Annotated in this window: 20 protein-coding genes; 8 read left to right on the plus strand and 12 right to left on the minus strand. The window is 65.3% G+C overall.

From position 1 onward, the window contains the following. The first annotated feature begins 343 nt into the window (after window positions 1–343). The 5 genes from LRC39_RS03810 to LRC39_RS03830 all read left to right on the plus strand — a co-directional run bounded on the left by LRC39_RS03810 (window position 344) and on the right by LRC39_RS03830 (window position 7,722). On the plus strand, window positions 344–2,440 hold the full coding sequence (locus tag LRC39_RS03810) for a catalase (protein WP_346296387.1): 2,097 nt from the start codon (window positions 344–346) through the stop codon (window positions 2,438–2,440). A 124-nt stretch (window positions 2,441–2,564) separates the two neighbouring features. After that, entirely contained in the window at window positions 2,565–3,680 is a 1,116-nt protein-coding gene (locus LRC39_RS03815; protein WP_346296388.1) for an acyl-CoA dehydrogenase family protein, read from the plus strand. A 2-nt stretch (window positions 3,681–3,682) separates the two neighbouring features. Beyond that, on the plus strand, window positions 3,683–4,630 hold the full coding sequence (locus tag LRC39_RS03820) for an AAA family ATPase (RefSeq protein ID WP_263990556.1): 948 nt from the start codon (window positions 3,683–3,685) through the stop codon (window positions 4,628–4,630). Continuing rightward, window positions 4,630–6,021 carry a vWA domain-containing protein gene (locus tag LRC39_RS03825; protein WP_346296389.1) on the plus strand — a complete coding sequence of 464 codons (1,392 nt, stop codon included), beginning with the start codon at window positions 4,630–4,632 and terminating at the stop codon, window positions 6,019–6,021. Before LRC39_RS03820 ends, LRC39_RS03825 begins: the two co-directional genes overlap by 1 nt. Window positions 6,022–6,195: 174 nt before the next feature. Beyond that, complete coding sequence (locus LRC39_RS03830; protein ID WP_346296390.1) at window positions 6,196–7,722, plus strand: acyl-CoA synthetase; 1,527 nt, start codon at window positions 6,196–6,198, stop codon at window positions 7,720–7,722. A gap of 171 nt (window positions 7,723–7,893) precedes the next feature. Here LRC39_RS03830 and LRC39_RS03835 read toward each other — a convergent pair whose 3' ends face one another. The 3 genes from LRC39_RS03835 to LRC39_RS03845 all read right to left on the minus strand — a co-directional run bounded on the left by LRC39_RS03835 (window position 7,894) and on the right by LRC39_RS03845 (window position 12,354). Continuing rightward, entirely contained in the window at window positions 7,894–8,178 is a 285-nt protein-coding gene (locus tag LRC39_RS03835) for a high potential iron sulfur protein (RefSeq protein WP_346296391.1), read from the minus strand. A gap of 138 nt (window positions 8,179–8,316) precedes the next feature. After that, window positions 8,317–10,749, minus strand: a complete 2,433-nt coding sequence (locus LRC39_RS03840; protein ID WP_346296392.1) for an MtrB/PioB family decaheme-associated outer membrane protein — start codon at window positions 10,747–10,749, stop codon at window positions 8,317–8,319. A 99-nt stretch (window positions 10,750–10,848) separates the two neighbouring features. Continuing rightward, window positions 10,849–12,354, minus strand: coding sequence for a DmsE family decaheme c-type cytochrome (locus LRC39_RS03845; protein WP_430624921.1), 1,506 nt, complete (start codon window positions 12,352–12,354; stop codon window positions 10,849–10,851). 920 nt (window positions 12,355–13,274) lie between these two features. Between LRC39_RS03845 and LRC39_RS03850 the strand changes: the two genes are divergently transcribed. Then, window positions 13,275–14,223, plus strand: a protein-coding gene (locus tag LRC39_RS03850) for an IS630 family transposase (RefSeq protein WP_346297470.1) whose coding sequence is annotated in 2 segments (ribosomal slippage) — window positions 13,275–13,610 and window positions 13,612–14,223 — 948 coding nt in all. Because the reading frame shifts where the segments join, the coding sequence is not laid out codon by codon here. A 58-nt stretch (window positions 14,224–14,281) separates the two neighbouring features. Here the strand turns inward: LRC39_RS03850 and LRC39_RS03855 are convergent. The 5 genes from LRC39_RS03855 to LRC39_RS03875 form a co-directional block, all read right to left on the minus strand. Beyond that, complete coding sequence (locus tag LRC39_RS03855; protein WP_107342933.1) at window positions 14,282–15,328, minus strand: sulfate/molybdate ABC transporter ATP-binding protein; 1,047 nt, start codon at window positions 15,326–15,328, stop codon at window positions 14,282–14,284. Beyond that, window positions 15,318–16,232 (minus strand): sulfate ABC transporter permease subunit CysW, encoded by a 915-nt coding sequence (gene cysW / locus LRC39_RS03860; protein ID WP_346296394.1) that lies wholly within the window; start codon window positions 16,230–16,232, stop codon window positions 15,318–15,320. Before cysW ends, LRC39_RS03855 begins: the two co-directional genes overlap by 11 nt. A 4-nt stretch (window positions 16,233–16,236) precedes the next feature. Beyond that, window positions 16,237–17,073, minus strand: a complete 837-nt coding sequence (gene cysT / locus LRC39_RS03865) for a sulfate ABC transporter permease subunit CysT (RefSeq protein WP_346296395.1) — start codon at window positions 17,071–17,073, stop codon at window positions 16,237–16,239. 292 nt (window positions 17,074–17,365) lie between these two features. Beyond that, window positions 17,366–18,355 (minus strand): sulfate ABC transporter substrate-binding protein, encoded by a 990-nt coding sequence (locus LRC39_RS03870; protein ID WP_346296396.1) that lies wholly within the window; start codon window positions 18,353–18,355, stop codon window positions 17,366–17,368. 124 nt (window positions 18,356–18,479) lie between these two features. Then, window positions 18,480–19,220, minus strand: coding sequence for a phosphoadenylyl-sulfate reductase (locus LRC39_RS03875; protein WP_346296397.1), 741 nt, complete (start codon window positions 19,218–19,220; stop codon window positions 18,480–18,482). Between the two features lie 299 nt (window positions 19,221–19,519). On the opposite strand from LRC39_RS03875, the gene cysD reads away from it, so the two are divergent. Together cysD and cysC are read left to right on the plus strand one after the other, a co-directional pair. Next, on the plus strand, window positions 19,520–20,407 hold the full coding sequence (gene cysD / locus LRC39_RS03880) for a sulfate adenylyltransferase subunit CysD (RefSeq protein ID WP_413776092.1): 888 nt from the start codon (window positions 19,520–19,522) through the stop codon (window positions 20,405–20,407). Between the two features lie 21 nt (window positions 20,408–20,428). Beyond that, a complete protein-coding gene (gene cysC, locus LRC39_RS03885; protein ID WP_346296398.1) occupies window positions 20,429–22,339 on the plus strand; it encodes an adenylyl-sulfate kinase in 1,911 nt (636 codons plus the stop codon). A gap of 6 nt (window positions 22,340–22,345) precedes the next feature. Here the strand turns inward: cysC and LRC39_RS03890 are convergent, their stop codons facing one another. The 4 genes from LRC39_RS03890 to LRC39_RS03905 form a co-directional block, all read right to left on the minus strand. After that, window positions 22,346–23,719: a PAS domain S-box protein gene (locus LRC39_RS03890; protein WP_263990567.1), complete on the minus strand. Its 1,374-nt coding sequence runs from the start codon at window positions 23,717–23,719 to the stop codon at window positions 22,346–22,348. A gap of 129 nt (window positions 23,720–23,848) precedes the next feature. Next, window positions 23,849–24,826: an ABC transporter ATP-binding protein gene (locus tag LRC39_RS03895; protein WP_107354229.1), complete on the minus strand. Its 978-nt coding sequence runs from the start codon at window positions 24,824–24,826 to the stop codon at window positions 23,849–23,851. After that, a complete protein-coding gene (locus LRC39_RS03900; protein ID WP_346296399.1) occupies window positions 24,827–26,239 on the minus strand; it encodes an amidase in 1,413 nt (470 codons plus the stop codon). Beyond that, the gene (locus LRC39_RS03905; RefSeq protein WP_107342944.1) at window positions 26,236–26,430 is read right to left on the minus strand and encodes a hypothetical protein; all 195 of its coding nucleotides are present in this window, start codon (window positions 26,428–26,430) and stop codon (window positions 26,236–26,238) included. The genes LRC39_RS03900 and LRC39_RS03905 overlap by 4 nt, the downstream gene beginning before the upstream one ends. Window positions 26,431–26,442: the final 12 nt, after the last annotated feature.

The following is a 26,442-nucleotide window of genomic DNA, read 5'->3' on the forward strand; positions in this document are numbered from 1 at the left end:
ACCGAGCGGCCTCCGTCGTGCTGATTATGCACCAGCACCTCGCAGATACAGGAATCTCGGTCTGACCGGGCAGGCACCCGATAACCTCTGGATTCCGGGTTCGCTCACATGCGTGAGCGCCCCGGAATGACAGTTGTGTGGCGCTTACCTACGAACTTGATGACAGAACAGGATCACACCCCCTTAGTGCCGCACCCTCGTTTCATCCCAGGAACCAATCCGCATTCACGCCGTAGTCCAGCGGCGGACGACTCTCTCGCACAGTTGGATCGACACGGCAGCGATAGCTTCGATCGCCGCGAGAGCCGCGCCGCCGTCACTCTGTCCTTCTGCGCGAGGTTCCATGGCCGACAAGCATCCCGAACTGAAATCCGCCAAGCTGGCCGACGCATCGATCCATCGCGGGCCTGGCGGCGAGACCCATCAGGTTGCCAGCGGCGATATGCCGGCACTCACCAGCCGGCAGGGCATTCCGATCAGCGACAATCAGAACAGCCTGAAGATCGGCCGGCGCGGGCCGACGCTGATGGAAGACTTTCTGTTCCGCGAGAAGATTTTCCACTTCGACCACGAGCGCATTCCCGAGCGCGTGGTGCATGCGCGCGGCTTCGGCGCGCACGGCTTCTTCGAGACCTATGAGTCGCTGTCCGACATCACCGCGGCCGACATCTTCCAGCGCGCCGGCGAGCGCACGCCGGCCTTCGTGCGGTTCTCGACCGTCGCCGGCAACAAGGGCTCGTCGGATCTGGCGCGCGACGTCCGCGGCTTCGCGGTGAAGCTCTATACCAAGGAAGGCAACTGGGACATCGTCGGCAACAACATCCCGGTGTTCTTCATTCAGGACGCGATCAAGTTTCCCGACCTGATCCACGCCGCCAAGCAGGAGCCGGACCGCGGCTTCCCACAGGCGCAAACCGCGCACGACAATTTCTGGGACTTCATCTCGCTGATGCCGGAATCGATCAACATGGCGCTGTGGATCATGTCCGATCGCACCATCCCGCGCTCGTTCCGGTTCATGGAAGGGTTCGGGGTCCACACCTTCCGGCTGATCAATGCCGAGGGCAAATCGACCTACGTCAAGTTTCATTGGAAGCCGAAGCTCGGCATGCAGTCGGTGGTGTGGAACGAGGCGGTGAAGCTGAACGGTGCCGATCCCGACTTTCATCGCCGCGATCTGTGGGATGCGATCCAAGCCGGCGACTATCCGGAATGGGAGCTTGGCCTGCAGCTGTTCGACGACGCCTTCGCGGACGAATTCGAGTTTGACATTCTCGACGCCACCAAGATCATTCCGGAAGAGCGCGTACCGATCCGCCGCGTCGGCCGGCTGGTGCTCGATCGCACCGTCGACAATTTCTTCGCCGAGACCGAGCAGGTCGCGTTCCACACCGCCAACATCGTGCCGGGCGTCGACTTCACCAATGATCCGCTGCTGCAGGGCCGCAACTTCTCGTATCTCGACACCCAGCTGAAGCGGCTCGGCACCACCAATTTCACCGACCTGCCGATCAACGCGCCGAAGTGCCCGTTCCACAGCTTCACCCAGGACGGCCACATGGCGTTCAACAACCCGCGTGGCCGCGTCAATTACGAGCCGAACAGCTGGGGGACCGGCCCGCGCGAGACGCCGAAGGGTTTCCGCAGCTTCCCGGCCGAGGAAACCGGCGAGAGGCGGCGCGCCCGCGGCGAACTGTTCGCCGATCACTACAGCCAGGCGCGGCAGTTCTACGTCAGCCAGAGCGAGATCGAGCAGACGCACATCAAGGACGCGTTCGTGTTCGAACTCAGCAAGGTCGAGACGCCGGCGATCCGCGCCCGCGTGGTGTCGCATCTCGTCAATGTCGACAAGACGCTCGCCCAGATGGTCGCCGACGGTCTCGGCATCAAGCTGCCGGCGGCTGCCGAGCCGGCCCGCAAGCCGATCACGGATTTGCCGCCGTCGCCGGCGCTCAGCATCGTCAGGAATGCGCCGGGCAGCTTCAAGGGCCGCAAGCTCGGCATTCTGGTCAGCGACGGCGCCGACGCCAAGCTGCTGGCGGCGCTCGAGGCCGCCGCTACACAGCAAGGCGCGATGGTCGAACTGATCGCCCCGAAGGTCGGCGGCTTCACCGCGTCCGATGGTAAGCAGCGGCCGGCGAAGCAGAAGGTCAATGGTGGGCCGTCGGTGCTGTACGATGCGGTCGCGGTACTGCTCTCGCAAGACGGCGCCCTGCAACTGCAACAGGAGGCGACCGCGCGCGACTTCGTTGCCGACGCCTTCGCCCACGCCAAGTTTATTGCAGTCACCAAGGATGCCGCGCCACTGCTCGAGAAGGCCGGTGTTGAACCCGACGGCGGCGTCATGAGTCTCGGCGGACTGAAGGACGCCGAGCGTTTCCTGGAGCTTTGCTCGCAACTGCGGTTCTGGGAGCGCGAGCCGAAGGTTCACGCGGTGTAACCAAGCTTGCTCTTCGGCGACATTGATGGCGCGCGGCGGAGTCAGCTTCGCCGCGCGCGCATTCCATTTGCCGGAATACAACAAACACTCGCCGCCGCCGCGGGCTTGTTCTACACACGGAGCCATGAGTGAGCTTCGAACACCGGGCGCGTCAGGCGCGACCCTCGGGACGACAGAGGCGACGACAGCGGCGGTCGCCGCACGCATCGCACGGTGGCGGGCGCTGGCCGCAGATCAATCCGGTGCCGATCCGTTCATACCGATGGCCGAGGCGGGCCTGTTCGAGATCGGCCTTCCCGGCGGCGACACGGCGCTCGACAGCTACGGGGCGATCGCGCAGGCCGAACGGGCGATTGCGGCGTCGACCGGAGAACTCGGTCTCGCCACGGCGTTCGCCGGGCGGCAACTGATCGCGCGGTTCTTTATCGCCGGCTTCGCCGACGCGGCGCAGCGCGACGAGCTGGTGCCGCGGATCGCTTCGGGGCGCGGCTGGGCCGCGGTGGCGATCTCCGAGCCCGGCGCCGGTGCGCATCCGAAGCATCTCCAGACGACCGCCGAACGTCGGGCCGACGCCTACGTCATCAACGGCCGCAAGGCGTGGATCACCAACGGACCGGTCGCCGATCTGTTTCTGGTGCTGGTGATCACCGGCGTCGAGCAGGGCCGCAAGCGCTACGGCCTGTTTCTGCTGCCGCGCGGCACCGCGGGGTTAACGTTGACTCCGATGCCGTCGCTCGACGTGCTGAAGCCGGCGTCGCATTGCGAGCTGAGCTTCGAGAACTGTGTCGTGCCGGCGTCGGCGCGGATCGGCACGATGTCCGACGCTTATCCGGCGATGGCGCTGCCGTTCCGCGATCTCGAGGACACGGTCGCGACCGCCACCACTGTCGGCTTCCTCGACTGGCTGCTTCACACCGTCGCGGCGCGGATCGAGCCCAGCGAGGATCACGCGCTCACGCTCGGTCGCCTCGCCGGGCTGTTGTCGCTGGCGCAGGCGGCAAGCGCCGCCGCGGTGCGGGCGCTCGACAGCGGCGAGCCGCCGAATGGCGCGCGCGTAATCGGCGTTCGCAGTCTGGCGCGTAACCTCGTCGATGAGCTGCGCGCGCTGCTGCCGCCGGATCGGATCGACGACCAACTCACCCGATCGCTGGCGGCATTCGACGTGCTGGCCAATGTGGCGCGCGAGCCGCGCAAGCAGCGGCAGATCGCCCTCGGCCAATCTCTCTGGAGCAATCAATAGCTATGACTGCGAATCTGCCGATGCAATCCATCGAGGCCGTCACCGCGGGTTTGGCATCGGTCGGCTATATCGCCAGCCGCCAGATCGCTACCGCGGTGTATCTGGCCGAGAAGATCGAGAAGCCGATCCTGGTCGAAGGCCCCGCCGGCGTCGGCAAGACCGAACTGGCGAAAGCGCTGGCGAGCTGGCGCGGGCTGCAGATGATCCGGATGCAGTGCTACGAGGGACTCGACGAGGCCAAGGCGCTGTATGAGTGGAAATACGCCAAGCAGCTGCTCTATACCCAGATCCTCAAGGACAAGCTCGGCGAAGTGCTCGGCGGCGCGCAGACGCTGACCGATGCGCTCGGCCGGCTGCACGATTTTGGCGACGTGTTCTTTTCCAAGGAATTCGTCGAGCCGCGACCTCTGCTCAAGGCGCTGGAGCAGCCGCAGGGCTGCGTGCTGCTGGTCGACGAGATCGACAAGTCGGACGCCGAGTTCGAGTCGCTTCTGCTCGAAATCCTGTCCGACTACCAAGTGACGATCCCCGAACTCGGCACCATCAGCGCTACGGTGAAGCCGCTGGTGCTGCTGACCTCGAACGGCGAGCGCGACTTGTCGGATGCGCTGAAGCGGCGCTGCCTGCATCTGCACATCGGCTTCCCCGAACAGCGGCTGGAAGAGCGCATCGTCGAAAGCCGCGTGCCCGGCGCCGGCGAGACACTGCGCAAGCAGATGGTCGGATTCATCAACCAGATCCGTGCGCTCGATCTGAAGAAGCTGCCGTCGGTCAGCGAAACGATCGACTGGGCGCGGGTGCTGGTGCTGCTGCAGGCGAGCGAGCTCGACCACCAGGTGGTGAAGGACACGCTCAACGTGCTGTTGAAGTACGAAGCCGACATTGAAACCGCGCTGCCGCAGGTCTCCGGCTTCGTCGCCAAGGCCGGGCGCGAGGGCGTGTTCGGCTGATGCGCGAGGAGCTGCACCGCTTCTTCCGGGCGGCGCGCGGCGCCGGCGTGCGGGTGTCGCCGGCCGAGAGTATCGACGCGATGCGGGCGGTGTCAGAGGTCGGCTTCGCCGATCGCGGCCTGTTGCGCGACACCCTGCTGGTGACGCTGGCCAAGACCCAGGACGAGAAGCAGGCGCTGGCGCAGTGCTTCGACCTGTTCTTCAGCCGGCCCGAGCCGAAGACCAATGCGGACGCCGCGGAAGGGGCAGATCAGCAGTCCGAAAACGCGACATCACCGTCGCAGCCGAGCGGCGGCAGCGCGCCGGGACAGGGCGGCGGCGAAGGCTCGGCGCCGCCGGAACTTGGCGAGCTGGCGCAGATGCTGCTGGCGCAGGACCGCAGCGCGGTTGCTGCCGCGCTCGCCGGTGCTGCCAACGAAGCATCTCTCTCCAACATCCGGTTCTTCACCCAGCGAGGCCTGTTTCAGAGCCGGATGATGGAAGCGCTCGGCATCGGCCGGTTGCGCGACGATCTTGATCGGCTCAAGGCCGATGACCCGGCGCAGGCCGAACGGCTCGCCGCCGCGCTCGACGGCCTGCGCGACAGCGTGCGCGAAATGGTGGCGCAGGCGCTGCTGCTGTACGGCCGCGAGGAGGCCGAGAATCTGCGCCACGAGGTGCTGCGCAACGCGCCGATGATGCGGCTGGAGCGGCGCCAGGTCGAGCAGATGAAGGAGCTGATCCGCGCCATCGCGCGGCGGCTGCGCGAGCGCTACAGCAAGCCGCGCAAGCGGCAGCGCCGCGGCCATCTCGATGTCCGCCGAACCATCCGGCGCAACGCCGCCTGGGGCAACATCCCGTTCCTCACCGCCTGGAAGCGGCGGCATCGCGACCGGCCGCAGATTGTGGCGCTGTGCGACGTCTCCGGCTCGGTGGCGCAGGTGTCGGATTTCTTCCTGCTGCTGATCCACAGCCTTCATGAGGTGGTCGACGACGTTCGCTCGTTTGCGTTCTCCGGCCACCTGATCGAGGTCAGCGACATCCTCGACAAGCAGGAGCCGGAAGCCGCGATGCGCGAGATCATGTCCAAGGTCGGGTTCGGCTCGTCCGATTACGGCGCCTCGCTGGCGGATTTCGAAAAGCGCTGGCTGCGCGCCGTGACGCCGAAGACCACGGTGATCGTGCTCGGCGACGCCCGCAGCAACAATCTCGATCCGCGCACCGACATCCTGCGCACCATCTCGGAGCGCGCCAAGCGCGTGGTCTGGCTCAATCCCGAGGGCCGGATGGGCTGGGGCTGGGGCGATTCGGAAATGTTCCGCTACGCGCCGTTCTGCAACGTGGTCCGGCAATGCGCCACCGCCAAGCAGCTCGAACGCGCGGTCTCGGATATCGTGGCGGCTTATCAGTAGCCTTCTGGACGGCGCCGGCTTGTCTTGCGCCGACCGGCTGCACGCGTGGTTCAATTTCGCGGCAGTTAGTTGCGCCGCACAAGAAGCGGCGATTGACTTCCCGCCGGCCCGCGCTTTCACTTCCCTCGTCGAGACGGCCATCAAGAGCCGCCGGCCTTCCGAGGGAGAAAACCGATGAGCTTCGCTTACTTCGACTGGATCGCCCATCACGCCGAGGTCCGCCCGGAGCGGATCGCGGTGGTCGATCTCGCCACCAGCCGAAACATCAGCTACCGGGCGATGGACGAGCGGGTCGACCGGCTGGCGGCGCATCTCGCAACGCTCGGCGTCGGCCGCGGCGACCGCGTCGCGGTGCTGGCGCTGAATGCGGTCGAGACGCTGGAGGTGCAGTTCGCCTGCTTCCGGCTCGGCGCGATCTTCGTGCCGCTCAACGTCCGCCTCACGGTGCACGAACTGTCCTATATCGTCGGCGATGCCGCGCCGCGGGTGCTGGCGCATGACGACGAGCTGGCACCGATGGCGGCGGAGTTGAAGGCCGCGTGCGGCGTGCCGCATCTGCTGGCGTTCGGTCCGGCCTATGAGGCCGCGCTGGCGAGTTCGCCGCGTCTCGGCGCCGCCGAGCCGGTGACGCTCGATGACGTCTCGACCATCATGTACACCTCCGGCACCACCGGAAAGCCGAAGGGCGCCATGATTACCCATGGCATGACCTTCATCAACGCGGTCAATCTCGGCATCCCCGCGTTCATCTCGCAGCGCACGGTGTTTCTCTGCGTCCTGCCGCTGTTCCACACCGGCGGGCTGAATTGCTACACCAATCCGGTGCTGCACGCCGGCGGCACCACCCTGCTGATGCGCGCATTCGATCCGGGCGCTGCGCTGTCGATCATCGGGGATCCGTCGGTCGGGCTGACGCATTTCTTCGGGGTGCCCTCGATCTATCAGTTCATGTGCCAGCATCCGGCGTTCGCTGCGACCGACCTGTCGCGGCTGCAGATCGCCGGCGTCGGCGGCGCGCCGATGCCGGTGCCGCTATTGAAGATCTGGCAGGAGCGCGGCTGTGCCCTGGTCCAGGGCTACGGCATGACCGAGACCAGCCCTGCAGTGTTGATGCTCGACGCCGACGATGCCGCGCGCAAGGCCGGCTCGGCCGGCAAGCCGGTGCTGCACGCCGACCTGAAGATCGTCGGTCCCGATGGCGAGCCAGTGAAGCCGGGCGAGATGGGCGAACTCTGGGTGAAGGGCCCGAACATCACCCCCGGCTATTGGAACAGGCCGGACGCCAACCGCACCTCGTTCACCGACGGCTGGTTGCACACCGGCGATGCTGCGCGAGTCGACGACGAAGGCTTCTATTATATCGTCGACCGCACCAAGGACATGTACATTTCGGGCGGCGAGAACGTCTACCCCGCCGAGGTCGAGGACGTTCTGTACCAGCTGCCGGAGATTGCCGAAGCGGCAGTGATCGGCGCGCCCGATCCGCAATGGGGCGAAACCGGCGTCGCGGTGGTCGCGCTCAAACCCGGCCAAGAGCTGAGCGAGGCGAAGCTGCTGGCGCACTGCCGCGAGCGGCTGGCGCGGTTCAAGTGTCCGCAGCGCGTCAGCTTCGTCGAAGCATTGCCGCGCAACGCCACCGGCAAGGTGCACAAGCCGACGTTGCGCGAACGCATCCTGGTCCGCGAGACCGCCGACGCGTGATCGCGCTCCGCTGAAGCGGGCGCAGTTCATCGACCATGCGCCGGCGAGGGCGTTGCTGATCGGGCAGGCGCCCGCAATGACGCAAGCTCCGCCTCCGACTGTATCGGACCCGGAGCTTGCGACCGCTGCGCCGCTCGTCGTTGCGCAGCAGATGACGTGATCAGCGGCGCGTTATGCCTTGCCGGCGTAGAGGCGGCACCAGCCGTTCTCGCTGATCGGGCTTTCGACCGTGATGCACGAGCTCGGCGGCCGGAACTGGCGGCAGGTGCCGCAGCGCTTGGCACCGTTCGGCGACTCCTGATAGCCGGCATCCTTGTGCGAGGCTTTCTTGGTGACCTGGGCATTCGCCGCAGCCACGCCGGCGCCGAGCATCGCGGCGACGCCCGCGGCACCGACACCGGCCTTCAGCAACTTGCGCCGCGACAGCGGCGGCTGGTCATTGCGTCTGTCGTTCATCGTCTGTCGTCCTCCCATTGTTGTTGACGTTGGTTGGCATCGGCCGGCAGCCACGTCTTTGCCGCCGGCTGCAAGCTCGCCGCGTTCGCGTGCGAGCCGATCCTGTCGCAAGGCGGCGCCACATCGCGGCGTTGCCGCTCACCATTTGGCGTTGAGTGAGACCTGGAAGTATTGCGCGTCGTAATTCGGATTGGTGGCGCCCATGTCGATCATCCGCGCCAGCGTGGTGTCGACCAGATACAAATAGGGCGACATCAGATCCTGCTGCCAATTGTCGACGCTGTTGCGCTCCCAGATGTAACGCGCCTTGACGTAGACTTCACCGGTCCAGCCCAGCTTCGCCACGATCGACGGATCGATGGTGTGCTTCAGCGACGCATCGAGCCGTTGATAGTTGGCCGACACCGTCGGGAACGGCCGATATACGCTGCCACCGGCATTCGCCAGCATCGCGTAGCCGTTATAAGGGCCGTAGTCCCAATCTTCGTGCGAGAACGAGATCGCATAGCCGAGCTTGAAATCGAGCACACCGGGGATCAGTTCGAGCGTGCTGGCGATCAGGATGGTCTGCACCTTCTCGAGCGTGTTGCTGCCGAAGGCGTTGATGGGAGTTGCGTTGGGCAGGCCGGTCGCCGAGTTGGTCAGCGTGCCACTGCCGACCTGGAAGCGATCATAGGTTTCGTACAGATACGACGCCTGGATCGAGGAGCCTAGCGTGAAACTGTAGGTAACGTCGATGCCGGCGTTCCAGGTGTTGCTCTTCTTCAGGCCGAAGAATAGCGGATCATCCGGGTAGTCCTCAAACCGCAGGCCGGCGGTCGGTGAAATCACGAAGTCCCGAAACACGCTGCCGGCCGGGCCGGAAATGTCGAGGAAGGCGTTGGCCTTGGTCTGGTTGCGGTTCGCCATATCGAACTTGCGCATCAGCAAGTTGGTGCCGTTGTTGGCGGTGGCGCTGTAATAGGTGTCGCGCGCCATCGCCAGGCCGTCGTAATTATCGTAGCGGCGTTCGGAATACTGGCCGCTGGTGCGCAGCGTCGCGATGTCGTGGACCTTGAAGTCCGCGGTCAGCTTGCCGATGAACTCGTTGGTGACGTTGGCGTCGCGGCGGGAGCGATCCCACTGCTCCCAGCCAAACGTGCTGCCGAATGTGACCCATTTGGCGGGGCGCCACTGCATTTCGCCGCTGGCATTCTGCTTGGTGTAGGACATCGACAGCGACCGCCGTGGGATGCCGGCGGCGATGCCGGTGGCGGACGAATCCTCGACCACGTAATTTGGCATCAGCAATTCCGGCGTCTGGTTGTCGTTGTCGTAGTAGCGATAGCGTGTGGTGGTGCGGAATTCCGGCGTCCACTGGGTGGTGGCAGTGGTGTTGTAGAGCGCGGTGTTGACCTCGCCGTTGAGGCTCGAAGCCGGCAGCAGGAAGGTCGTGATGTTGGGATTGACGGTGAACGGCATGAAGGCTTCGTTCTGCCGCATCGTGGTGTATTGAAACGTGCTGTTCCAGCGCGTCTTGAACGGCAGGTCGATGCCGGTGGTGACGCCGGTGTTGTAGGCCTGATTGCTCGGCATCAGGCTGATCCGCGCCGCCGGCGAGAACACCCGCGGATTGGCGGGGTCGAAGAACGGATTCTGTACCGTGAACGAACTGAAGCTGTTGTCGTAGAGCGAGAAGCCGCCGCCGACCTGGACGTTGTAGTGACCGCCCCACGGCGTCGGACCGAAGTACTGGCCGCTGAGCTTGCCGATCTGGGTGGTGTCGTCGATCGGCCGCGGCGCCTGCATCTGCTGCAGCCCGGTGGCGGCGAGGCCGCCGATCGGAAAGCCCGCGATCTGTGTGCCTTCGCGGGTCTCGTGCGAATAGTTGGCTTTGACGTCCCAGTTCGGATCGGGGGTCCAGCGATAGGCTGCGCTGCCCTTGCGGCGATCGATGCCGACGTCGATCAGGTTGGTCTTGCCGGCCAGCGCATTGGTGACCGCGGCGCGCTGCGCGGCCGTGGTAGTAGTCGCGGGTGCGACGATCGACAGGCTGTTGCCGGGGATGGTGACCGGCGTGGTCAGCGTCGTGGTGCCGATGCCGTTCCAGATGTTCAGCGCGCTGGTGTTGTAGAGATGCGGGATCTCGTCCCAACCCAGGGTGAGGTAATGCTCGCCGGCTTTCGAGAAGTCGAAGACGTAGCGCTGGTTGTTGTTGCCGATATTGTCGGCGCGGAGCTCGTTCCAGTAGGTGCCATCCTTGGTCTGCAGCGTCATCCGCAGATATTCGGCGTAAAATCCCGGCGCGATCCGGCCGTACTCTTCGAACTTGGAACGGTTGTTGCGATCGCCGCCGCCGGCCGGATTGGTCGGCGATACCCAGGGCGTCGCCGATTTCGGCGGGCGCTGGATGAACGAGCGCCAGCCGGCTTCGAATTCGCCCGAATATGACCAGCCACCATGGGCCGCATCGAAATCGGGGATCGAGCGCGCCGGCTCCTCCTTGGCCGCCGTTTCGGCGGTCGCGCTCAACGGCATTGCGGTCACCACGGAGATTGCGGCGGACGTCAGCAGGAATTGCCTAAACGCCATTTCAAAGGCCCCCCTTCGCGCGAGTCGTTCCATCACCCTTGGCGGCTTGTTGGTGTGGCGAGCGACGGCGGCCGCAGCCGTCGCTGTCCCTGGCCCGAGCTATCGGTGCCAGCGCGATCCAGACGGCGCGTTGGAGCCGTGGATGTTGTTGTGACAATTCTGGCAGGCGTTCCCGACCGCCCAGCGCGCCGACGTCGGCAGACCTGGCTGGTTGTGCGGGTTGGTATGGCACTGCTGGCACAGCCGCTGCCGCGCAACGATCAGCAGCGACTCGTGGTTGGAGCCGTGCGGTTCGTGGCAATTCAAGCAGTTCTCGCGGACCGGCGGATGTTCGAACAGGAACGGTCCGCGCTTGTCGGCGTGGCAGGTGTAGCAAGTGTCGTTGACGGTCGCCTCGCGCAGCAGCTTCTCGGTCGCGCTGCCGTGCGGGTTGTGGCAGTTGACGCAGGTGATTTTGGTTTCGCGGATCGGCATGTGCGAGCTGCGCTGCACCTGCGCCTTGCGATCCTTGTGGCACTGGAAGCAGGTGTCCATCACCTGCACGGTCTTGAGCTGATTGCGCGGCGACACCTTGCGCATCACGGTGTGGCAGTTGACGCAGGCGAGGCCGCGGGTCTCGTGCTGCGAACCCTGCCAATAGGTCTGGTCGCCCTTCTCGTGGCAGCTCAGGCAGACGCTGTTGGCCTCGGCGACGTCGAAGCCGCGGCTGTCGGTCGGCCGGAACGAGCGGATGCCGCCCTTCTCGCGGCCGCCGCCGCCATTGACGTGCGCCGAGCCGGGGCCGTGGCAGGTCTCGCATTCCATCTTGCCCTGCGGCGTGACCTTGCCGGACTTGATGTTGCGGCCCATCACGGTCTGCTGAAATTCGTCGAACAGGCCGGCGTGGCAAGTCTCGCACGGCTTGGAGCCGACGAAGTAACGGCCATCGGGATCGCCCGGTGCGGGCGCCACCATCGGCGCACGCCCGGCGGCCGCAGCCTTCGGCTCGCGCGTCGCCACCATCAGCACCGGCCGGGAATCATCCGCCTTGGCGGCGAGGATCTCGATGAAGCCGAACTGCTTCGGCTGTTCGATCGTGTCGTCGAAGTTTTCCAGCGCGACCCAGGTGGTCACCGTGGTGGCATCGCGGACCGGCTCCGGCATCTCAGCTACGTAGTCCGGCTCGCGGGCGAGCCGCGCAGCCAGCGTATGGCGGGTCGCGTGAGAACGCAGGATGCGCTTCTCACTGAGTGTGGCGAGGCGCAGCGAAGCCGCCAACCGCAGGGTCTGGTCGAGCTGCGGGCCACCGTCGATCTGGGGAAGCGCCAGCAAGGCCTCGATCGAAACGTGCCCGGCAAACCGCGTGTCGAAGCGCGGGCCGGCTGCGGAAGCGCCGTGTGGTGAACCGTGGGGTGAACCATGCGCAGAGGCGCCGTGGCCCGATATGCTGCCATGCCCGCCGCCACGTCCGTTACCAAGCGCGAGGCCGTGGGCCGGCACCGGCGTGAAGTTTTGGTCAGTCTTGCCGGCGTTCTGCAGGCCACGCACGTAGTCGACCAGCGCATTGACCGACGGATCGACCGCGCCGACCTGGCCGTCATGCGGCAAGGCGGTGTGCTCGACCATTGCCGGCTCGGCGCCGGCTGGCCAGGTCCCCCAGGCCAGCGCAATCGATACGAACAGCGACGAGATCCAGCTCCGGCGGCCGCGCCGATTTTGGTCGCGCGCAGCCGCCGCCCCCCGAGAGCCCCCCATTGCGTCCCCCGCAAGTGCTCAAAGCACGATGATTTTTTGTCAGCCACCATCGATCGCCGTCCACGTGTCGCGGGCGACGTCGAGCGAAGATCATTTCAATTTGAAAAAGTCCGTTGGTGCAGGTTCAGCCTGCATCACGACGCTTGCCGGAATTGTCCGGGAAGTAATTAGTCACAATCTGTCATCAAAATTCACATGCCGTACTAAAGCGCGTATTTGATCGAGATCAATTACTCACATCTGTTAGCATATGCAGCGAGTGAGTTGGGATGCGGTGATTGAGTAGTCGTCGTTGTCGCGACTAACTCGTGATGATAGCTAATCAAATTGCACTGTGCGCAATGCAGCGCTGGTGCGGATCATGGTGTTCCGTAGTGGTTTAGGTTGTGGCGTTCTGTCGCAGGTGTTGACCGCTGCGCGAGTATGAAGTGCTCTTCATCGACAAACCGCTGCGGCAACATATTACTTATTGTCGTCCCTAGTCCTGCGGTTGGGGTGATCAAATGATTATCATTGGCGAGAAAATGATGATTTCGATCTGCCGCAAGGTGCTCAGTGGTGGCGCTGGGTGCTTCTCTGCAATCAGGTGCCGTGGAGGAGAGGGGCTTGGCCGCGAGCTCGTCGACCGTTGCGCAATCGTGGGATCGGTAGATTGGTAAGTGCGCGCGCGGTCTCGGCCTAATCGGACGAGCCGAACTCTAGAGCGGTTCATCGCTTGATTGAATCGAGAGGGATTCCGGCGGGCGGGGTTTTGTGATTCAAGATGCTGGCTGGATCGGAGGCCAGCATCGATGGTCCGACCTCTTTCCAATGATCTTCGTGAACGAGCCGTGGCGGCAGTTGAGGCCGGCGAGAGCTGTCATGCTGTAGCGGCCCGGTTTGCTGTCGCGGTGTCGTCCGTCGTGAAGTGGTGCCAGCGTTATCGCGAGACGGGATCGGTGGCGCCGGGCAAGATGGGTGGACACCGCAAGCCTATACTGGAGCCGCATCGCGCGTTCATCGTGGAGCGGATCAGGCAGATGCCACATCTGACGCTGCATGGGCTGAAGGACGAACTCGCCGCGCGAGGCGTGAAGGTGTCCCACAATGCGGTGTGGACCTTCATGAAGCGAGAGGGGCTCAGCTTCAAAAAAAACACTGTTCGCTCTTGAACAGGGCCGTGCCGATGTCGCGTGGCGGCGACAGCGCTGGCGCAGCTTTCAGGACCGCCTCGACCCTGGTCGGCTGGTTTTCCTCGACGAGACCTGGATCAAGACCAACATGGCCCCACTACGCGGCTGGGGACCGAAGGGCGAGCGGGTGCGCAGCTTTGCGCCACACGGCCATTGGCGCACGCTGACTTTTCTCGGCGCCCTGCGCTGCGACCGCCTCACGGCGCCTTGCGTGTTCGACGGCCCGATCAACGGCGAGAGCTTCCGTGCCTATGTCGAACAGCAACTCGTTGGGGTGCTCAAACCCGGCGACATCGTCGTCATGGATAATCTCGGAAGCCACAAGTCTCCAACCGTCCGCCAGATGATCAGAGGAGCCGGCGCCAGGCTGTGGTACCTGCCGCCGTACTCTCCCGACCTCAACCCGATCGAGCAGGTCTTCGCCAAGATCAAGCACTGGATGCGCGTCGCCCAGAAGCGCACCATCGACGCCGCCTGCGACTACATCGGCCACCTCGTGGGCACGATTCCCGCCGCCGAATGCAGCAATTACTTCAACAACGCTGGATACGCTTCCATCAAAACGTGAAACGCTCTAGCGGCCCGCAGGTCTGCGAGCCGCGCTGCACAACCGGAAGAGCCAAGGCCTAACGGTCGGCGAAGATACGGTAGCGCTGGGGCTGCAGGCCGATCCGGTCGCCGACCTTGAGGGAGTGATCCCGCGGGGCGTCGATCTCGATCAGCGTATCGCCACCGAGGCCGCTCAGCACGATATCGGCGCGCTGCATCGGGCCGAACGCACGTACGGCTTTCACCGCACCTTCGAACACGCCGCTGCCGCTCGGGCCAACCGTCACGTCGTGGCGACGGACGAACAGCTTGGACGGGCCGGCGGCGGTGTCCTGCGCGGTGAGATCGAGGTCACGGTCGCCGAGCCGAACTCGCCCGTCACGCACCTCGACCGGCAGCACGATCGACTCCCCGATGAAGCCGTGCACGAAGGCGGATGCCGGGCGCTCATAGACATCGCCGGGCGAGCCGATCTGTTCGATCCGGCCTTTGTCCATCACCACCACGCGGTTGGCGACTTCGAGCGCCTCTTCCTGGTCGTGCGTCACGAAGATCGAGGTGACGTGAATCTCCTCGTGCAGATTGCGCAGCCAGGCGCGCAGTTCTTTGCGCACCTTGGCATCGAGCGCGCCGAACGGCTCGTCGAGCAGCAGGATGCGGGGCTCGATCGCCAGCGCGCGGGCAAGCGCGATACGCTGGCGCTGACCGCCGGATAATTGGTTCGGATAGCGATCGGCAAGCCAGCCGAGCTGCACCAGATCGAGCAGATCGCCGACCCGCTTCTTGATCTCCGCTTCGCTCTTGCGGATCTTGCGCGGCTGGACGCGCAGGCCGAACGCGACGTTCTCGAACACGTTCATGTGCCGGAACAGCGCGTAGTGCTGGAATACGAAGCCGACGTGGCGCTCGGCCGCGCCGTGGGCCAGCGCGTCTTCGCCGTCGATCGTCACCACGCCGGAGTCCGGCCATTCGAGGCCGGCAATGATCCGCAGCAGCGTGGTCTTGCCGGAGCCGGAGGGGCCGAGCAGTGCCATCAGCTCGCCGGTCTCGACCCGCAGGTCGACATTGTCGAGTGCGCGGAAGCTGCCGAATTCCTTGACGATGTTGCGGACTTCAATGGTCATCGGGATGCAGTCCCTCTTCGATGCGGCCTTCCAGCACGGTCTTGACGATCAGCGTCACCAGCGCCAACAGCGCCAGCAGCGAAGCGACCGCGAACGCGGCGGCCATCTGGTACTCGTTGTAGAGAATTTCGACCAGCAGCGGCATGGTGTTGGTCTCGCCGCGGATATGGCCGGAGACAACCGACACAGCGCCGAACTCGCCCATTGCGCGGGCGTTACACAGCAGCACGCCGTAAAGCAGGCCCCATTTGATGTTCGGCAGCGTGACGCGCCAGAACGTGGTCCAGCCGCTGGCGCCGAGCGAGATCGCGGCTTCTTCTTCCTGCTGGCCCTGCTCCTGCATCAGCGGGATCAGTTCGCGCGCCACGAACGGGAAGGTGACGAAGGTCGTCGCCAGCACGATCGCCGGCACCGCGAACAGGATCTGGACGCCATGCGCCATCAGCCATGGTCCGAACCAGCCCTGCGCGCCGAACAGCAGCACGAAGACGAGGCCGGAGATGACGGGCGAGACCGAGAACGGCAGGTCGATCAGCGTGATCAGGAAAGTCTTGCCGGGAAAGTCGAACTTTGCGATCGCCCAGGCGGCGATGACACCGAACACCAGATTGAGGCCGACCGAAATGCCGGCTGCAATCAGCGTCAGCTTGATCGCCGCCAGCGCCTCCTCGTCGGCCAGCGCCGACAGATAAAATGCGACGCCTTTCGCCAGGGCCTCGGAAAACACCAGGATCAGCGGCAGGACCACGAACACGGTGAGGAAGGTGAGGGCGAAGCCGATGATCAGCAGCCGCACCCAAGCCGGCTCGGTGTGGGCTGAACGGCGTCCGGCGGCGGCGGGCGCGGCGGCGTTTGCAGATGCGATCGCTGCACGCCTGACTTGACTGGTGGCAATCATCGTCATGGCGTCACGCCGTGGCCAGCGACCGGGACTGCGCCCAGTGCTGGATCCGGTTGAGGATGAAGATGATCAGGAACGAGAAGATCAGCATCACCACCGCGATCGCGGTAGCGTCGGCATAACGGAATTCCGATAGCCGGATCACAATCAGCAAGGGAGCGATCTCCGAAACGTTGGGCAGGTTGCCGGCGATGAAGATCACCGAGCCGTATTCGCCCACTGCGCGCGCGAAGGCGAGGGCGAAGCCGGTGAGCAGCGCCGGCGTCAGTGAGGGAAGAATGACGCGCCAGATCGTCTGCCAGCGCGAAGCTCCGAGGCATTCGGCCGCCTCTTCGAGTTCGGTGTCGAGATCGATCAGCACCGGTTGCACGGTGCGCACTACGAACGGAATGCCGATGAAGATCATCGCCAGGAAAATGCCGAGCGGCGTGAACGCCACCTTGATACCGAGCGCCGCCAGCGGTGCACCGAGCCAGCCCTTCTGCGCGAACAGCGTGGTCAGCGCGATGCCGGCCACCGCGGTCGGCAGCGCGAACGGGATGTCGACGATCGCATCGAAGATCCGGCGGCCCGGGAAACGGTAGCGCACCAGCGCCCAGACGATCAGCAGCCCGGCGACCAGATTGACGCAGGCTGCGGCGAACGCCAGGCCGAACGAGATTTTCAGCGCATGCAGGGTGCGCGGCGCCGTCACCGTCGACCAAAAGTCGGCGAAGCTCAGCTCGGCAGTTTTGACGAACAGCCCCGCCAGCGGGATCAGGATCATCAGCGATAGCCAGGTGATCGTCAGCCCCATTGTGAGGCCGAAACCGGGCAACGAGCGCCGTTGCGCAACAGCAGTCATGGCGTCACCTGTGCGAAGCTTCCATGTAGATCGACATGCACCAACGCCACATCGGCGTCATTGCGAGGAGCGAAGCGACGAAGCAATCCAGCGTCGTGCACGGAGCTGGATTGCTTCGCCTTCGGCTCGCAATGACGGGCGGAAGCACTGAAGATGGCGCACGCAGGCTCACACTCGCTGAAGCGCCCTTTCACCCCACCCCTCTCCCCGCGCGCGAGGAGAGGGAGCGCGCTGCCGTTGCCGTGAAGCATGTCACCCCCAATGAGCGGTCGCGCTGCGACGCCCGCGTCGCTCAGTTCTTGTAGATCTTATCGAACACGCCGCCGTCGGCGAAGTGCTCGGTCTGCGCCTTGGTCCAGCCGCCGAACACATCGTCGATCGTGAACAGATCGACCTTGGCGAACGCGCCTTCGTGCTTCTTGGCAACCTCCGGATCGCGCGGACGGTAGAAGTTCCGTGCGGCGATTTCCTGGCCGTCCTTGGAGTACAGGTACTTCAAATAGGCTTCGGCGGTCGCGCGGGTGCCCTTCTTGTCGACGACGGTATCGACCACCGCGACCGGCGGCTCGGCAAGGATCGACACTGACGGCGCCACGATCTCGAACTTGTCGGCGCCGAATTCCTTCACGGCGAGATAGGCTTCGTTCTCCCAGGCCAGCAGCACGTCGCCGACGCCACGCTCGACAAAGGTGACAGTGGAGCCGCGCGCGCCGGTGTCGAGCACCGGAACCTGCTTGTAGAGCTTGGCGACGAAGTCACGCGCGCCTTCGGCCGAGCCCGACTTCTTGAGCGCGTAGCCCCAGGCCGCCAGATAGTTCCAACGTGCCCCGCCCGAGGTTTTCGGGTTCGGCGTGATCACGCTGACGCCGGACTTGAGCAAATCGTCCCAGTCCTTGATGCCCTTCGGATTGCCCTTGCGGACCAGGAACACGATGGTCGAGGTGTAGGGCGAGGAGTTTTGCGGCAGGCGCTTCTGCCAGTCCTTCGCCAGCAAGCCCTTGTTGGCGATCGCATCGATGTCATAGGCGAGTGCCAGCGTGACGACGTCCGCCTGCAGGCCGTCGATCACCGAGCGCGCCTGCGCGCCCGAGCCGCCATGCGACTGCTTGATCGTGACGTTGTTGCCGGATTCTTTTTGGTACGCGGCGGCGAACGACTTGTTGAAATCGGCATACAGCTCGCGCGTCGGATCGTACGACACGTTCAGCAGCGATACGTCGGCCGCGTTCGCGGCGGTCGCCACCATCAGGCCGGCGAGGATGGGGAAGAAACGACGAAGCATCGATTGTCTCCATTGTGCTTGACGACATCGGTGTCGTCGGCGCGGAGGGGCGAAGGTCACGAACAAAGCGGGCCAAGTCAACGAAACGGCATTTCAATGTTCGCTTAGTTGCGACAGCAATGTCCTATGAAGTCTTGATCGTGTGAATGCCGCATTCCGTCTTGCCGCGTCCGCGCCAGCGGCCGGCGCGCGTATCCTCACCGGCTTCAGCGCGGCTGGTACACGGCATACAGCCGACGGAGAGAAAGCCCGAAGCGAGCAGCGGATGCTGCGGCAGCTTGGCGGTGGCGTAGATCGCCGCGATGTCGGTCGGCGTGACATTGGCGAACGGATTGAATTTCAGCCGCTTGCCGTCGGCTTCGACGACCGGAATGTCGGCGCGCACGCCGCCCTGAAAGCGCTTGCGGCCGTTGATCCAGCCGTCGAACGGCGCCAGCGCCCGCTTCAGCGGTTCGACTTTGCGGATCAGGCAGCATTTGTCCGGATCGGAAAACCATAACTCGCGTGCCGCATCGTCGCGATCGAGATCGGCCTCGAGCGGCTTGATCGAGCGTACGTCGCGCAGGCCGAGCACGTCGGCGAGCGTATCGCGATAGGCGAGGGTCTCTTCGAACAGCCAGCCGGTATCGAGAAACACCACAGGGATTGCCGGATCGACGTCTGCCATCACTTTCAACAGTGCGGCGGACTCGGTGCCGAATGACGACACCAGCGCCAGTCTATCGCGGCCGATTTCGCGGAGCGCTGCGGCGATGACTTCGGCCGGCGAGGCGGTTCGCAGCGCGGCATCGAGCGCATGCGCGCGCGTCTCCACGCCCGTGGAGGCGGGAGTGGAGAGGGGGAGAGATTGCGCCAGCTCGGTCATCGGTCACTACGTCCTGAGGTCACAACGTCCTGATCATCACGGTCGATCACTCCGCCATTGTGCTCAGCATCTCGCCCGACCACGAAGGAGGATTGACTAGAAATATTTTCTATCTATGTATCTTACAAGCGCCATCGATAGAAAATTATTCTTTCTGCTGATGGCATTCGAAAGAGAAATTCCATCTCCGTTTTACGCGTTCCAGAGATGCCCGTTCTCCTGCTGCTTCGGACGGCGTTTCGAACCTGTAGCCACGACCGGCCCGGCGCTGATCCGGACCGCCAATTCGGGAGCTTGTCATGACGCTCGCTGCGCGAGAAACCGCCGCCCTGGTTTCGGTCCCTGAGCGGAGTTTGGTGCCTGAGCCGCCGCTTGCTGATCAGCTCCGCGCGATGGATCACCTCGACGCGCTGGAGGCGCAGAGCATCTACATCCTGCGCGAGGCGTTCGCCCGGCTGAAGAAGCTGGCGCTGCTGTGGTCGCTCGGCAAAGACTCCAACGTGATGATCTGGCTGGCACGGAAAGCGTTCTTCGGCCGCGTCCCGTTTCCGGCGCTTCACGTCGATACCGGCAAGAAATTTCCCGAGATGTACGCGTTCCGCGATACCTACGCGAAGGAATGGGATCTCGATCTGCGTGTCGATCCATGCCCGCCGATCGACAGCGTCGATCCGACGTTGCCGCCGGCTGCACGCTCCGCTGCGCGCAAGACCGAAGGCCTCAAGCTCGCGCTGGCCAAATACGGCTTCGACGGACTGATCGCCGGCATCCGCCGCGACGAAGAAGCCACTCGCGCCAAGGAGCGGGTGTTCTCGCCGCGCGGCACCGAGGGCGGGTGGGATGTCCGTGACCAGCCGCCGGAATTCTGGGATCAGTTCAACGCCTCGCCGCCGCCCGGCGCGCATTTGCGCATCCACCCGATCCTGCATTGGACGGAGGCCGACATCTGGGCCTACACCAAGCGCGAAGGCATCCCGATCATCCCGCTGTATCTGTCGCAGAACGGCAAGCGCTACCGCTCGCTCGGCGATCAGGACATCACCTTCCCGGTAGAGTCGAACGCCGCATCGATCGACGAGATCCTGCTCGAACTCGAGACCACAAAGGTGCCGGAGCGCGCCGGCCGTGCGCTCGACCACGAAACCGAGGACGCGTTCGAGCGGCTTCGTGTCGCCGGCTATCTGTGATCAGTACCCGTGAGTGACGCCATGACCATCGCCGTTCCGCCCGCCTCGCTCGCCGCCGACGCCGTTCGTCCGCTGGTGCGCATCGTCATCGTCGGCCACGTCGACCACGGCAAGTCGACGCTGGTCGGCCGCCTGCTGCACGAAACCGGCTCGCTGCCCGAAGGCAAGCTCGAGATGCTGAAGGCGGTCAGTGCCCGCCGCGGCATGCCGTTCGAGTGGTCGTTCCTGCTCGATGCGCTGCAGACCGAGCGCGACCAGGGCATCACCATCGACACCACCCAGATCCGCTTCCGCACGCCGTCGCGCGATGTGGTGCTGATCGACGCGCCCGGCCACGCCGAATTCCTGCGCAACATGATCACCGGCGCCTCGCAGGCCGATGGCGCGGTGCTGATCATCGACGCGCTCGAAGGCGTGCGCGATCAGACGCGGCGTCACGGCTATCTGCTGCAGCTGCTCGGCATCAAGCAGGTCGCCGTGGTGGTCAACAAGATGGACCGCGTCGAGTTTTCGGCCGCGCGGTTCGGCGATATCAGCAACGAGATCACTGCGCATCTGACCTCGCTTGGCGTGACGCCGACCGCCGTGATTCCGATCTCGGCCCGTGAGGGCGATGGCGTGGCGGCGCGCACCGACAACATCGCCTGGTACAGCGGCCCGACCGTAGTCGAGGCGATCGACAAGCTGACGCCGGCGCAGCCGCTCGACGCGCTGCCGCTGCGGCTCGCCGTGCAGGCGATCTACAAGTTCGACGATCGCCGTATCGTCGCCGGCCGTATTGAATCCGGGCATCTGCGGGCGGGTGACGACATCGTCATCATGCCGGCCGGCAAGATTGCCAAGATCAAGACCGTCGAAGGTTGGCCGGTAACGCCGCTTGCCGGCGCGTTCGGTGCCGGCCGTTCGGTCGGCATTACGCTCGACCGTGAACTGTTCGTCGAGCGCGGCGATGTGATCGGTCATGCCGGCAATGCTCCGCGCGACACCCGCCGGCTGCGCGCGCGGATTTTCTGGCTGCACGATCAGCCGCTCACCGCCGGCGCCTCGGTGCTGGTGCGGCTCGGCACCCGCGAGACCCGCGCGAACGTCGTGGCGATCGAGAAGGCGGTCGATCCCGGCGATCTCGCCAGCGAGGCCGCATCCGAGATCAAACGCAACCATGTCGGCGAGATCGATCTGTCGCTATCGCAGCCGGTCGCGGCCGATCCCGCCGATAGCAATCCGCGCACCGGGCGGCTGGTGATCGAAATCAACGGCCGGATCGCGGGCGGCGGTCTGGTGCTCAGCGTCGACAGCGGCCAGCGCGCCGCGACCGCCGATATCGTTCCGGTTGAGTCCGCGTTGCTGCCGGGCGAACGCGCCGCGCGCTATCGCCACAACGGCGCGGTGTTGTGGTTCACCGGGCTGCCGGGCTCCGGCAAGACCACGATCGCGCGGGCGCTCGAGCGGCGGCTGTTCGATCGCGGCGGCTCGCCGATCCTGCTCGACGGCGACACGCTACGCGCCGGACTGAACAGTGACCTCGGCTTTTCGCCGGCGGACCGGGCGGAGAATATCCGTCGCCTCGCCGAGCTCGCCGCGCATCTGGCCGCCAATGGCCACGTGGCCATCGTCGCAGCAGTATCGCCGGCGCTCGCCGACCGCGCCGCGGCACGGCGCATCGCCGGTGATCGCTTCCGCGAGATTTATGTCGCGACCTCGGCTGACGTCTGCGAACAGCGCGATCCGAAGGGGCACTACGCCAAGGCGCGCGCTGGCGGGTTGCCGAACTTCACCGGCATCGGCAACGACTATCAGCCGCCGACCGCCAGCGAACTGGTGCTCGACACCGGGGGCCTGTCGGTCAGCGAAGCCGTGGCGCAGGTCGAGACCATGCTGGCGCAGACCAACGTGCTGATCGAAGACCTCGCCGATCTCGCAGCGCATATCTGACGCGGGCTACGGCACCGCGACGAGCCGGTCGAGCGGAGCGGTCAGACGCCACCGCAGGCCGGATTCGGGGTAGCTGATCTCGACCTCGGCGCCGAGCGCGGCGCGGGGATTGCGGTCGATCATCACGGTGCCGAAGCCGGCACGGTTCGGCTCGCCGACCGGCGGGCCGCCTTGCTCATGCCAAATCAGGTCGAGCTTGCGGCCCTCCGCCGTATCGCGGATGTCGCAAGCAATCCGCACGCTGCCGTCCGCATTCGAGAGCGCGCCATACTTGGTCGCATTGGTGGTCAGCTCGTGGATCGCCAGCCCGATCGTTTCGGAGGCGACCGGCGACAACAGCAATTCGCGCTCGCCCTCGATCGACACCCGGGTGTTGATCAGGTCGTTCACCGCGGCGAGCTGCGATTCGATCAGTTCACCGATCGGTGTTCCCGACCAGTTGCGCTTGATCAGGAGATCCTGGTTGCGGCTGAGTGCCTGCAGCCGCGCGCCGAGGCTTTCGGCGAAGCTCCGGTCCGCAGTGCGCATCACCATCGCCTGCACCACTGCGAGCATGTTCTTGGCACGGTGATTGATCTCGCCCATCAGCATCTGAATCTGCTGTTCGTGCTGGCGCTGCACGGTGATGTCGGTGTTGGTGCCGAACCAGCGCCACACCTGGCCGGTGTGGTCGCGCAGCGGCATCGCCCGCGACAGGAACCAGCGATATTCACCGTCTTTGCCGCGCAGCGGGAACGTGTCTTCCCACTCTTCGCCGGTGTCCCAGCTGTGCTGCAGCCGGCTGCTGACCCGTTCGAGGTGATCGGGATGATGCACCGTGGTCCAGCCCTCGCCCTGCATCTGCTCGAGCGTGGTGCCGGTGTAGTCGAACCAGCGGTCGTTGTACCAGAACACGGTGCCGTCGCTGCCGGCGATCCAGGCGAGCTGCGGAATCGAATTGGCAAGGGTGCGGAACTGATGCTCGCTGGCGATCAGCCGATGGCGGATCTCCATGGTCTCGGTGATGTCGTGGGCGATCTTCGAGGCGCCGACGATGCGGCCATCGGTGTCCCGCAACGGCGACACCGTCACCGCGACATGGATTCGTTGGCCGCTCTTGTGTAGCCGTTCGGTTTCAAACTTCGGCACCATCTCGCCGGCGCGGATCCGCCGCAAGATATCGTCTTCCTCGTGCTGACGATCCGCCGGGATCAGGACGCGGATCGAACGTCCGATCATCTCGGCGGCGGTCCAGCCGAAGATGCGCTCGGCCGCCGGGTTCCAGCTCTGCACGGTTCCATCGACGTCCTTGGAGACGATGGCATCGAACGAATGCTGGACGATCGCCGCGAAGTGATGGTCACGATGCGCGATCGAAAGAGGCCGGGATTGTCGGTTCATTCTGGCGCGGAGTTCCATTGGACGGGGATGTCGGCGGCCGGATTCGGCGGCCAGACCCCGCGCGCAATGAACACCAGTTAGCGGTCGCCCGCTACCTCATTTGTAATTCGCTTCGACTTGTTCCGCGAACTAGCCGACCATTGCGGCCGGCTCGGCAAGGACGCATCGCGCCATCCGGCCCGGTCCGAGGGCCACCTCGGGCGGCAGGCCGGCTGAGCAGCGCGGCTGCGCATGGGCGCAGCGCGGCGCGAATGAGCAGGCCTGCGGCTTGGTATCGAGCGATGGCGGTGCCCCCGGAATGGTTTCCAGCCGTGCGCCGCGTTTAGCGCCATGCACCGTCGAGGCGAGCAGGCCCTGCGCGTAAGGATGCTGCGGCTCGCGTACGATATCGCGCAACGAACCCTGCTCGATCGTCTGGCCGGCATACATCACGGCGACGCGGTCGCAGATTTCGATCGCCACGCCGATATCGTGGGTGACGAAGATCACCGACATGCCGAACTCGCGCTGCAGTTCGCGTAGCAGCAGCAGGATCTGAATCTGCACGGTCGCGTCGAGCGCTGTGGTCGGCTCGTCGGCGAGCAGGATCTTCGGCTTGCAGGCTAGCGCCAGCGCGATCATGGCGCGCTGCCGCATGCCGCCGCTCATCTCGTGCGGATAGGCGTCGAGCCGCCGCTTCGCCGAGGGGATGCGGACCACCTCCAGCATCTCGAGCGCGCGGGCCATCGCCTCGCGCTTGCTCTTGCCTTCGTGGCGCATCACCGACTCGGCGATCTGCTGGCCGACCGTGTAGACCGGATCGAGCGCCAGCGCCGGCTCCTGGAAGATCATCGACACGGTCTGGCCGCGGAAGGTGGACAGCGCCTCGTCATCGAGCGCCAGCACGTCCTGGCCGGCGACCCGGATGCTGCCGGTGATCGCGGTGCGCTTCTTCGGCAGCAGCCGCATCAGGGCGCGCAGCGTCACGCTCTTGCCCGAGCCGGACTCGCCGAGCAGGCCCAGCACTTCGCCCTGGCCGAGCGAGAGGTTGAGATCGTTGATGGCGTACACGGTCCGCTCGCCGGTGAAGCGGACGTTGAGATCGCGAATTTCGACCAGGTTGCTCATCTACAGCTCCGGGCATTGCCGATGGAAGTCGGTGGCGCGCTGCCAGCCTGCGCCGATCCGCAGCAGCGTCGCTTCGCCGAACGGGCGGCCGATCAGTTGCAGGCCGATCGGCAGGCCGGCCTTGGAGAAGCCGCAGGGTAGCGCCAGCGATGGCAGGCCGAGATAGTTGATCGGCCGGGTGAAGCGGGTCAGCCGTTGGATCACGGCTTCGGCGTTCAGGCTGTTGCCGACGTCGCTCTCTGCGATCGTCGGCGCAGGCACCGGCGACACCGGCGCCAGCACCGCGTCGACGCCGGCCACGGCTGCGACAAACTCGGCGAGCGCGACGCCGCGCCAGCGCATCGCTTCAAGGTAGGTGACGGCCGGAATCGCCAGCGCGTTCTGCAGCCGCATCAGCACCTGCGGGCCGTAGTCCTGCGGCCGCTCCCGCATCCACTGGCCATGGAAGCCGGCGGCTTCGACAGCGAGCACGAGCTGTGCGGCGGCGCTGAGCTGGCGCTGATCCGGCAGTTCGATTTCGATGACACGCACGCCTTCGCGCACCAGTGATGTTCTGGTGTCGTCGAGCACGCGTGCGACCTCGGGGCCGAGATCGTCGACATAGAACGATTTCGGAACGCCGATGCTGAGACCTTGCAGCGGTTGTTTGGTGGCGGCCAGATAGTCCGGCACCGGACAATGCGACGCGGTCGGATCGGCGGGATCGGCGCCGGCCATCAGCCCGGTGAGCAGCGCGCAGTCTTCGGCGGTGCGGGCCAGCGGCCCGACAGTGTCGAGCGAATGCGACAGCGGCATCGCGCCGGCGCGGCTGACCAGCCCGACGGTGGTCTTCAGCCCGGTGACGCCGCAGAAATGCGCCGGCATCCGGATCGAACCGCCGGTGTCGGAGCCGAGCGCCGCAAACGTCAATCGCGCGGCGACTGCCGAGCCGGAGCCCGACGATGAGCCGCCGGTGATGTGGTCGAGGCCCCACGGATTACGCACCGCGCCATAATGCGCGTTGTGCCCGGTCGGGCCGTAGGCGAACTCCGACATCTGCAGGCTGCCGAGCCGAATCTGGCCGGCGTCCTTCAGACGCTGCAGTGCGGTCGAGGTGGTGGTGGCGACGAAGTCGCGGCGGATCTTGGAGCCGCAGGTCACGACGAAGCCGGTCTCGTAGTACATGTCCTTGTGCGCCAGCGGCACGCCGTGCAGCGGGCCCTTGCGCTCGCCCTTGGCCAGCGCGGCGTCCGCCGCATCCGCTGCGGCGAGCGCGCTCTCAGGCTCAACCGCCATGAAGGCGTTGAGCTTCGGCTGCGCCCGCGCGATGCGATCGAGACAGGCCTGGGTGACGTCACGCGACGACAGTTTCTTCGCGGCGATCGCCTGGGCAACTTCGGTCAGGGTCAGCAGCGCCGGATCGCTCAGGCTCATCGCGCGCCCTCGTTTTGCGCCACGACGTAGGTGGACGGTTCGAGATCGAACGGCAGCGTACCGGCGACCGGGGTGAAGCCGTCGAACGCCGGGCCGATCGAATTGGCGATCCGCGCCGCCACCTCGTCGTCGACCGGAAGTCCTGCGATCGCCGCCATCGTTTTGATCGTGGCGGGGTCGGGTTTGATCATTGCTGATTTCTC

Source organism: Rhodopseudomonas sp. P1, from assembly GCF_039642825.1.
Lineage (GTDB): Bacteria > Pseudomonadota > Alphaproteobacteria > Rhizobiales > Xanthobacteraceae > Rhodopseudomonas > Rhodopseudomonas palustris_H.

Coding starts and splice junctions, on each gene's coding strand:
- LRC39_RS03815 (WP_346296388.1), top strand. CDS start 2,565: ATGAGTGAGCTTCGAACACCGGGCGCGTCAGGCGCGACCCTCGGGACG.
- LRC39_RS03820 (WP_263990556.1), top strand. CDS start 3,683: ATGACTGCGAATCTGCCGATGCAATCCATCGAGGCCGTCACCGCGGGT.
- cysW (WP_346296394.1), bottom strand. CDS start 16,232: ATGACGATGATTGCCACCAGTCAAGTCAGGCGTGCAGCGATCGCATCT.
- LRC39_RS03895 (WP_107354229.1), bottom strand. CDS start 24,826: ATGAGCAACCTGGTCGAAATTCGCGATCTCAACGTCCGCTTCACCGGC.
- LRC39_RS03825 (WP_346296389.1), top strand. CDS start 4,630: ATGCGCGAGGAGCTGCACCGCTTCTTCCGGGCGGCGCGCGGCGCCGGC.
- cysD (WP_413776092.1), top strand. CDS start 19,520: ATGACGCTCGCTGCGCGAGAAACCGCCGCCCTGGTTTCGGTCCCTGAG.
- LRC39_RS03830 (WP_346296390.1), top strand. CDS start 6,196: ATGAGCTTCGCTTACTTCGACTGGATCGCCCATCACGCCGAGGTCCGC.
- LRC39_RS03900 (WP_346296399.1), bottom strand. CDS start 26,239: ATGAGCCTGAGCGATCCGGCGCTGCTGACCCTGACCGAAGTTGCCCAG.
- LRC39_RS03855 (WP_107342933.1), bottom strand. CDS start 15,328: ATGACCATTGAAGTCCGCAACATCGTCAAGGAATTCGGCAGCTTCCGC.
- LRC39_RS03875 (WP_346296397.1), bottom strand. CDS start 19,220: ATGACCGAGCTGGCGCAATCTCTCCCCCTCTCCACTCCCGCCTCCACG.
- LRC39_RS03890 (WP_263990567.1), bottom strand. CDS start 23,719: ATGAACCGACAATCCCGGCCTCTTTCGATCGCGCATCGTGACCATCAC.
- LRC39_RS03840 (WP_346296392.1), bottom strand. CDS start 10,749: ATGGCGTTTAGGCAATTCCTGCTGACGTCCGCCGCAATCTCCGTGGTG.
- LRC39_RS03870 (WP_346296396.1), bottom strand. CDS start 18,355: ATGCTTCGTCGTTTCTTCCCCATCCTCGCCGGCCTGATGGTGGCGACC.
- LRC39_RS03845 (WP_430624921.1), bottom strand. CDS start 12,354: ATGGTCGAGCACACCGCCTTGCCGCATGACGGCCAGGTCGGCGCGGTC.
- LRC39_RS03905 (WP_107342944.1), bottom strand. CDS start 26,430: ATGATCAAACCCGACCCCGCCACGATCAAAACGATGGCGGCGATCGCA.
- cysC (WP_346296398.1), top strand. CDS start 20,429: ATGACCATCGCCGTTCCGCCCGCCTCGCTCGCCGCCGACGCCGTTCGT.
- cysT (WP_346296395.1), bottom strand. CDS start 17,073: ATGACTGCTGTTGCGCAACGGCGCTCGTTGCCCGGTTTCGGCCTCACA.
- LRC39_RS03810 (WP_346296387.1), top strand. CDS start 344: ATGGCCGACAAGCATCCCGAACTGAAATCCGCCAAGCTGGCCGACGCA.
- LRC39_RS03835 (WP_346296391.1), bottom strand. CDS start 8,178: ATGAACGACAGACGCAATGACCAGCCGCCGCTGTCGCGGCGCAAGTTG.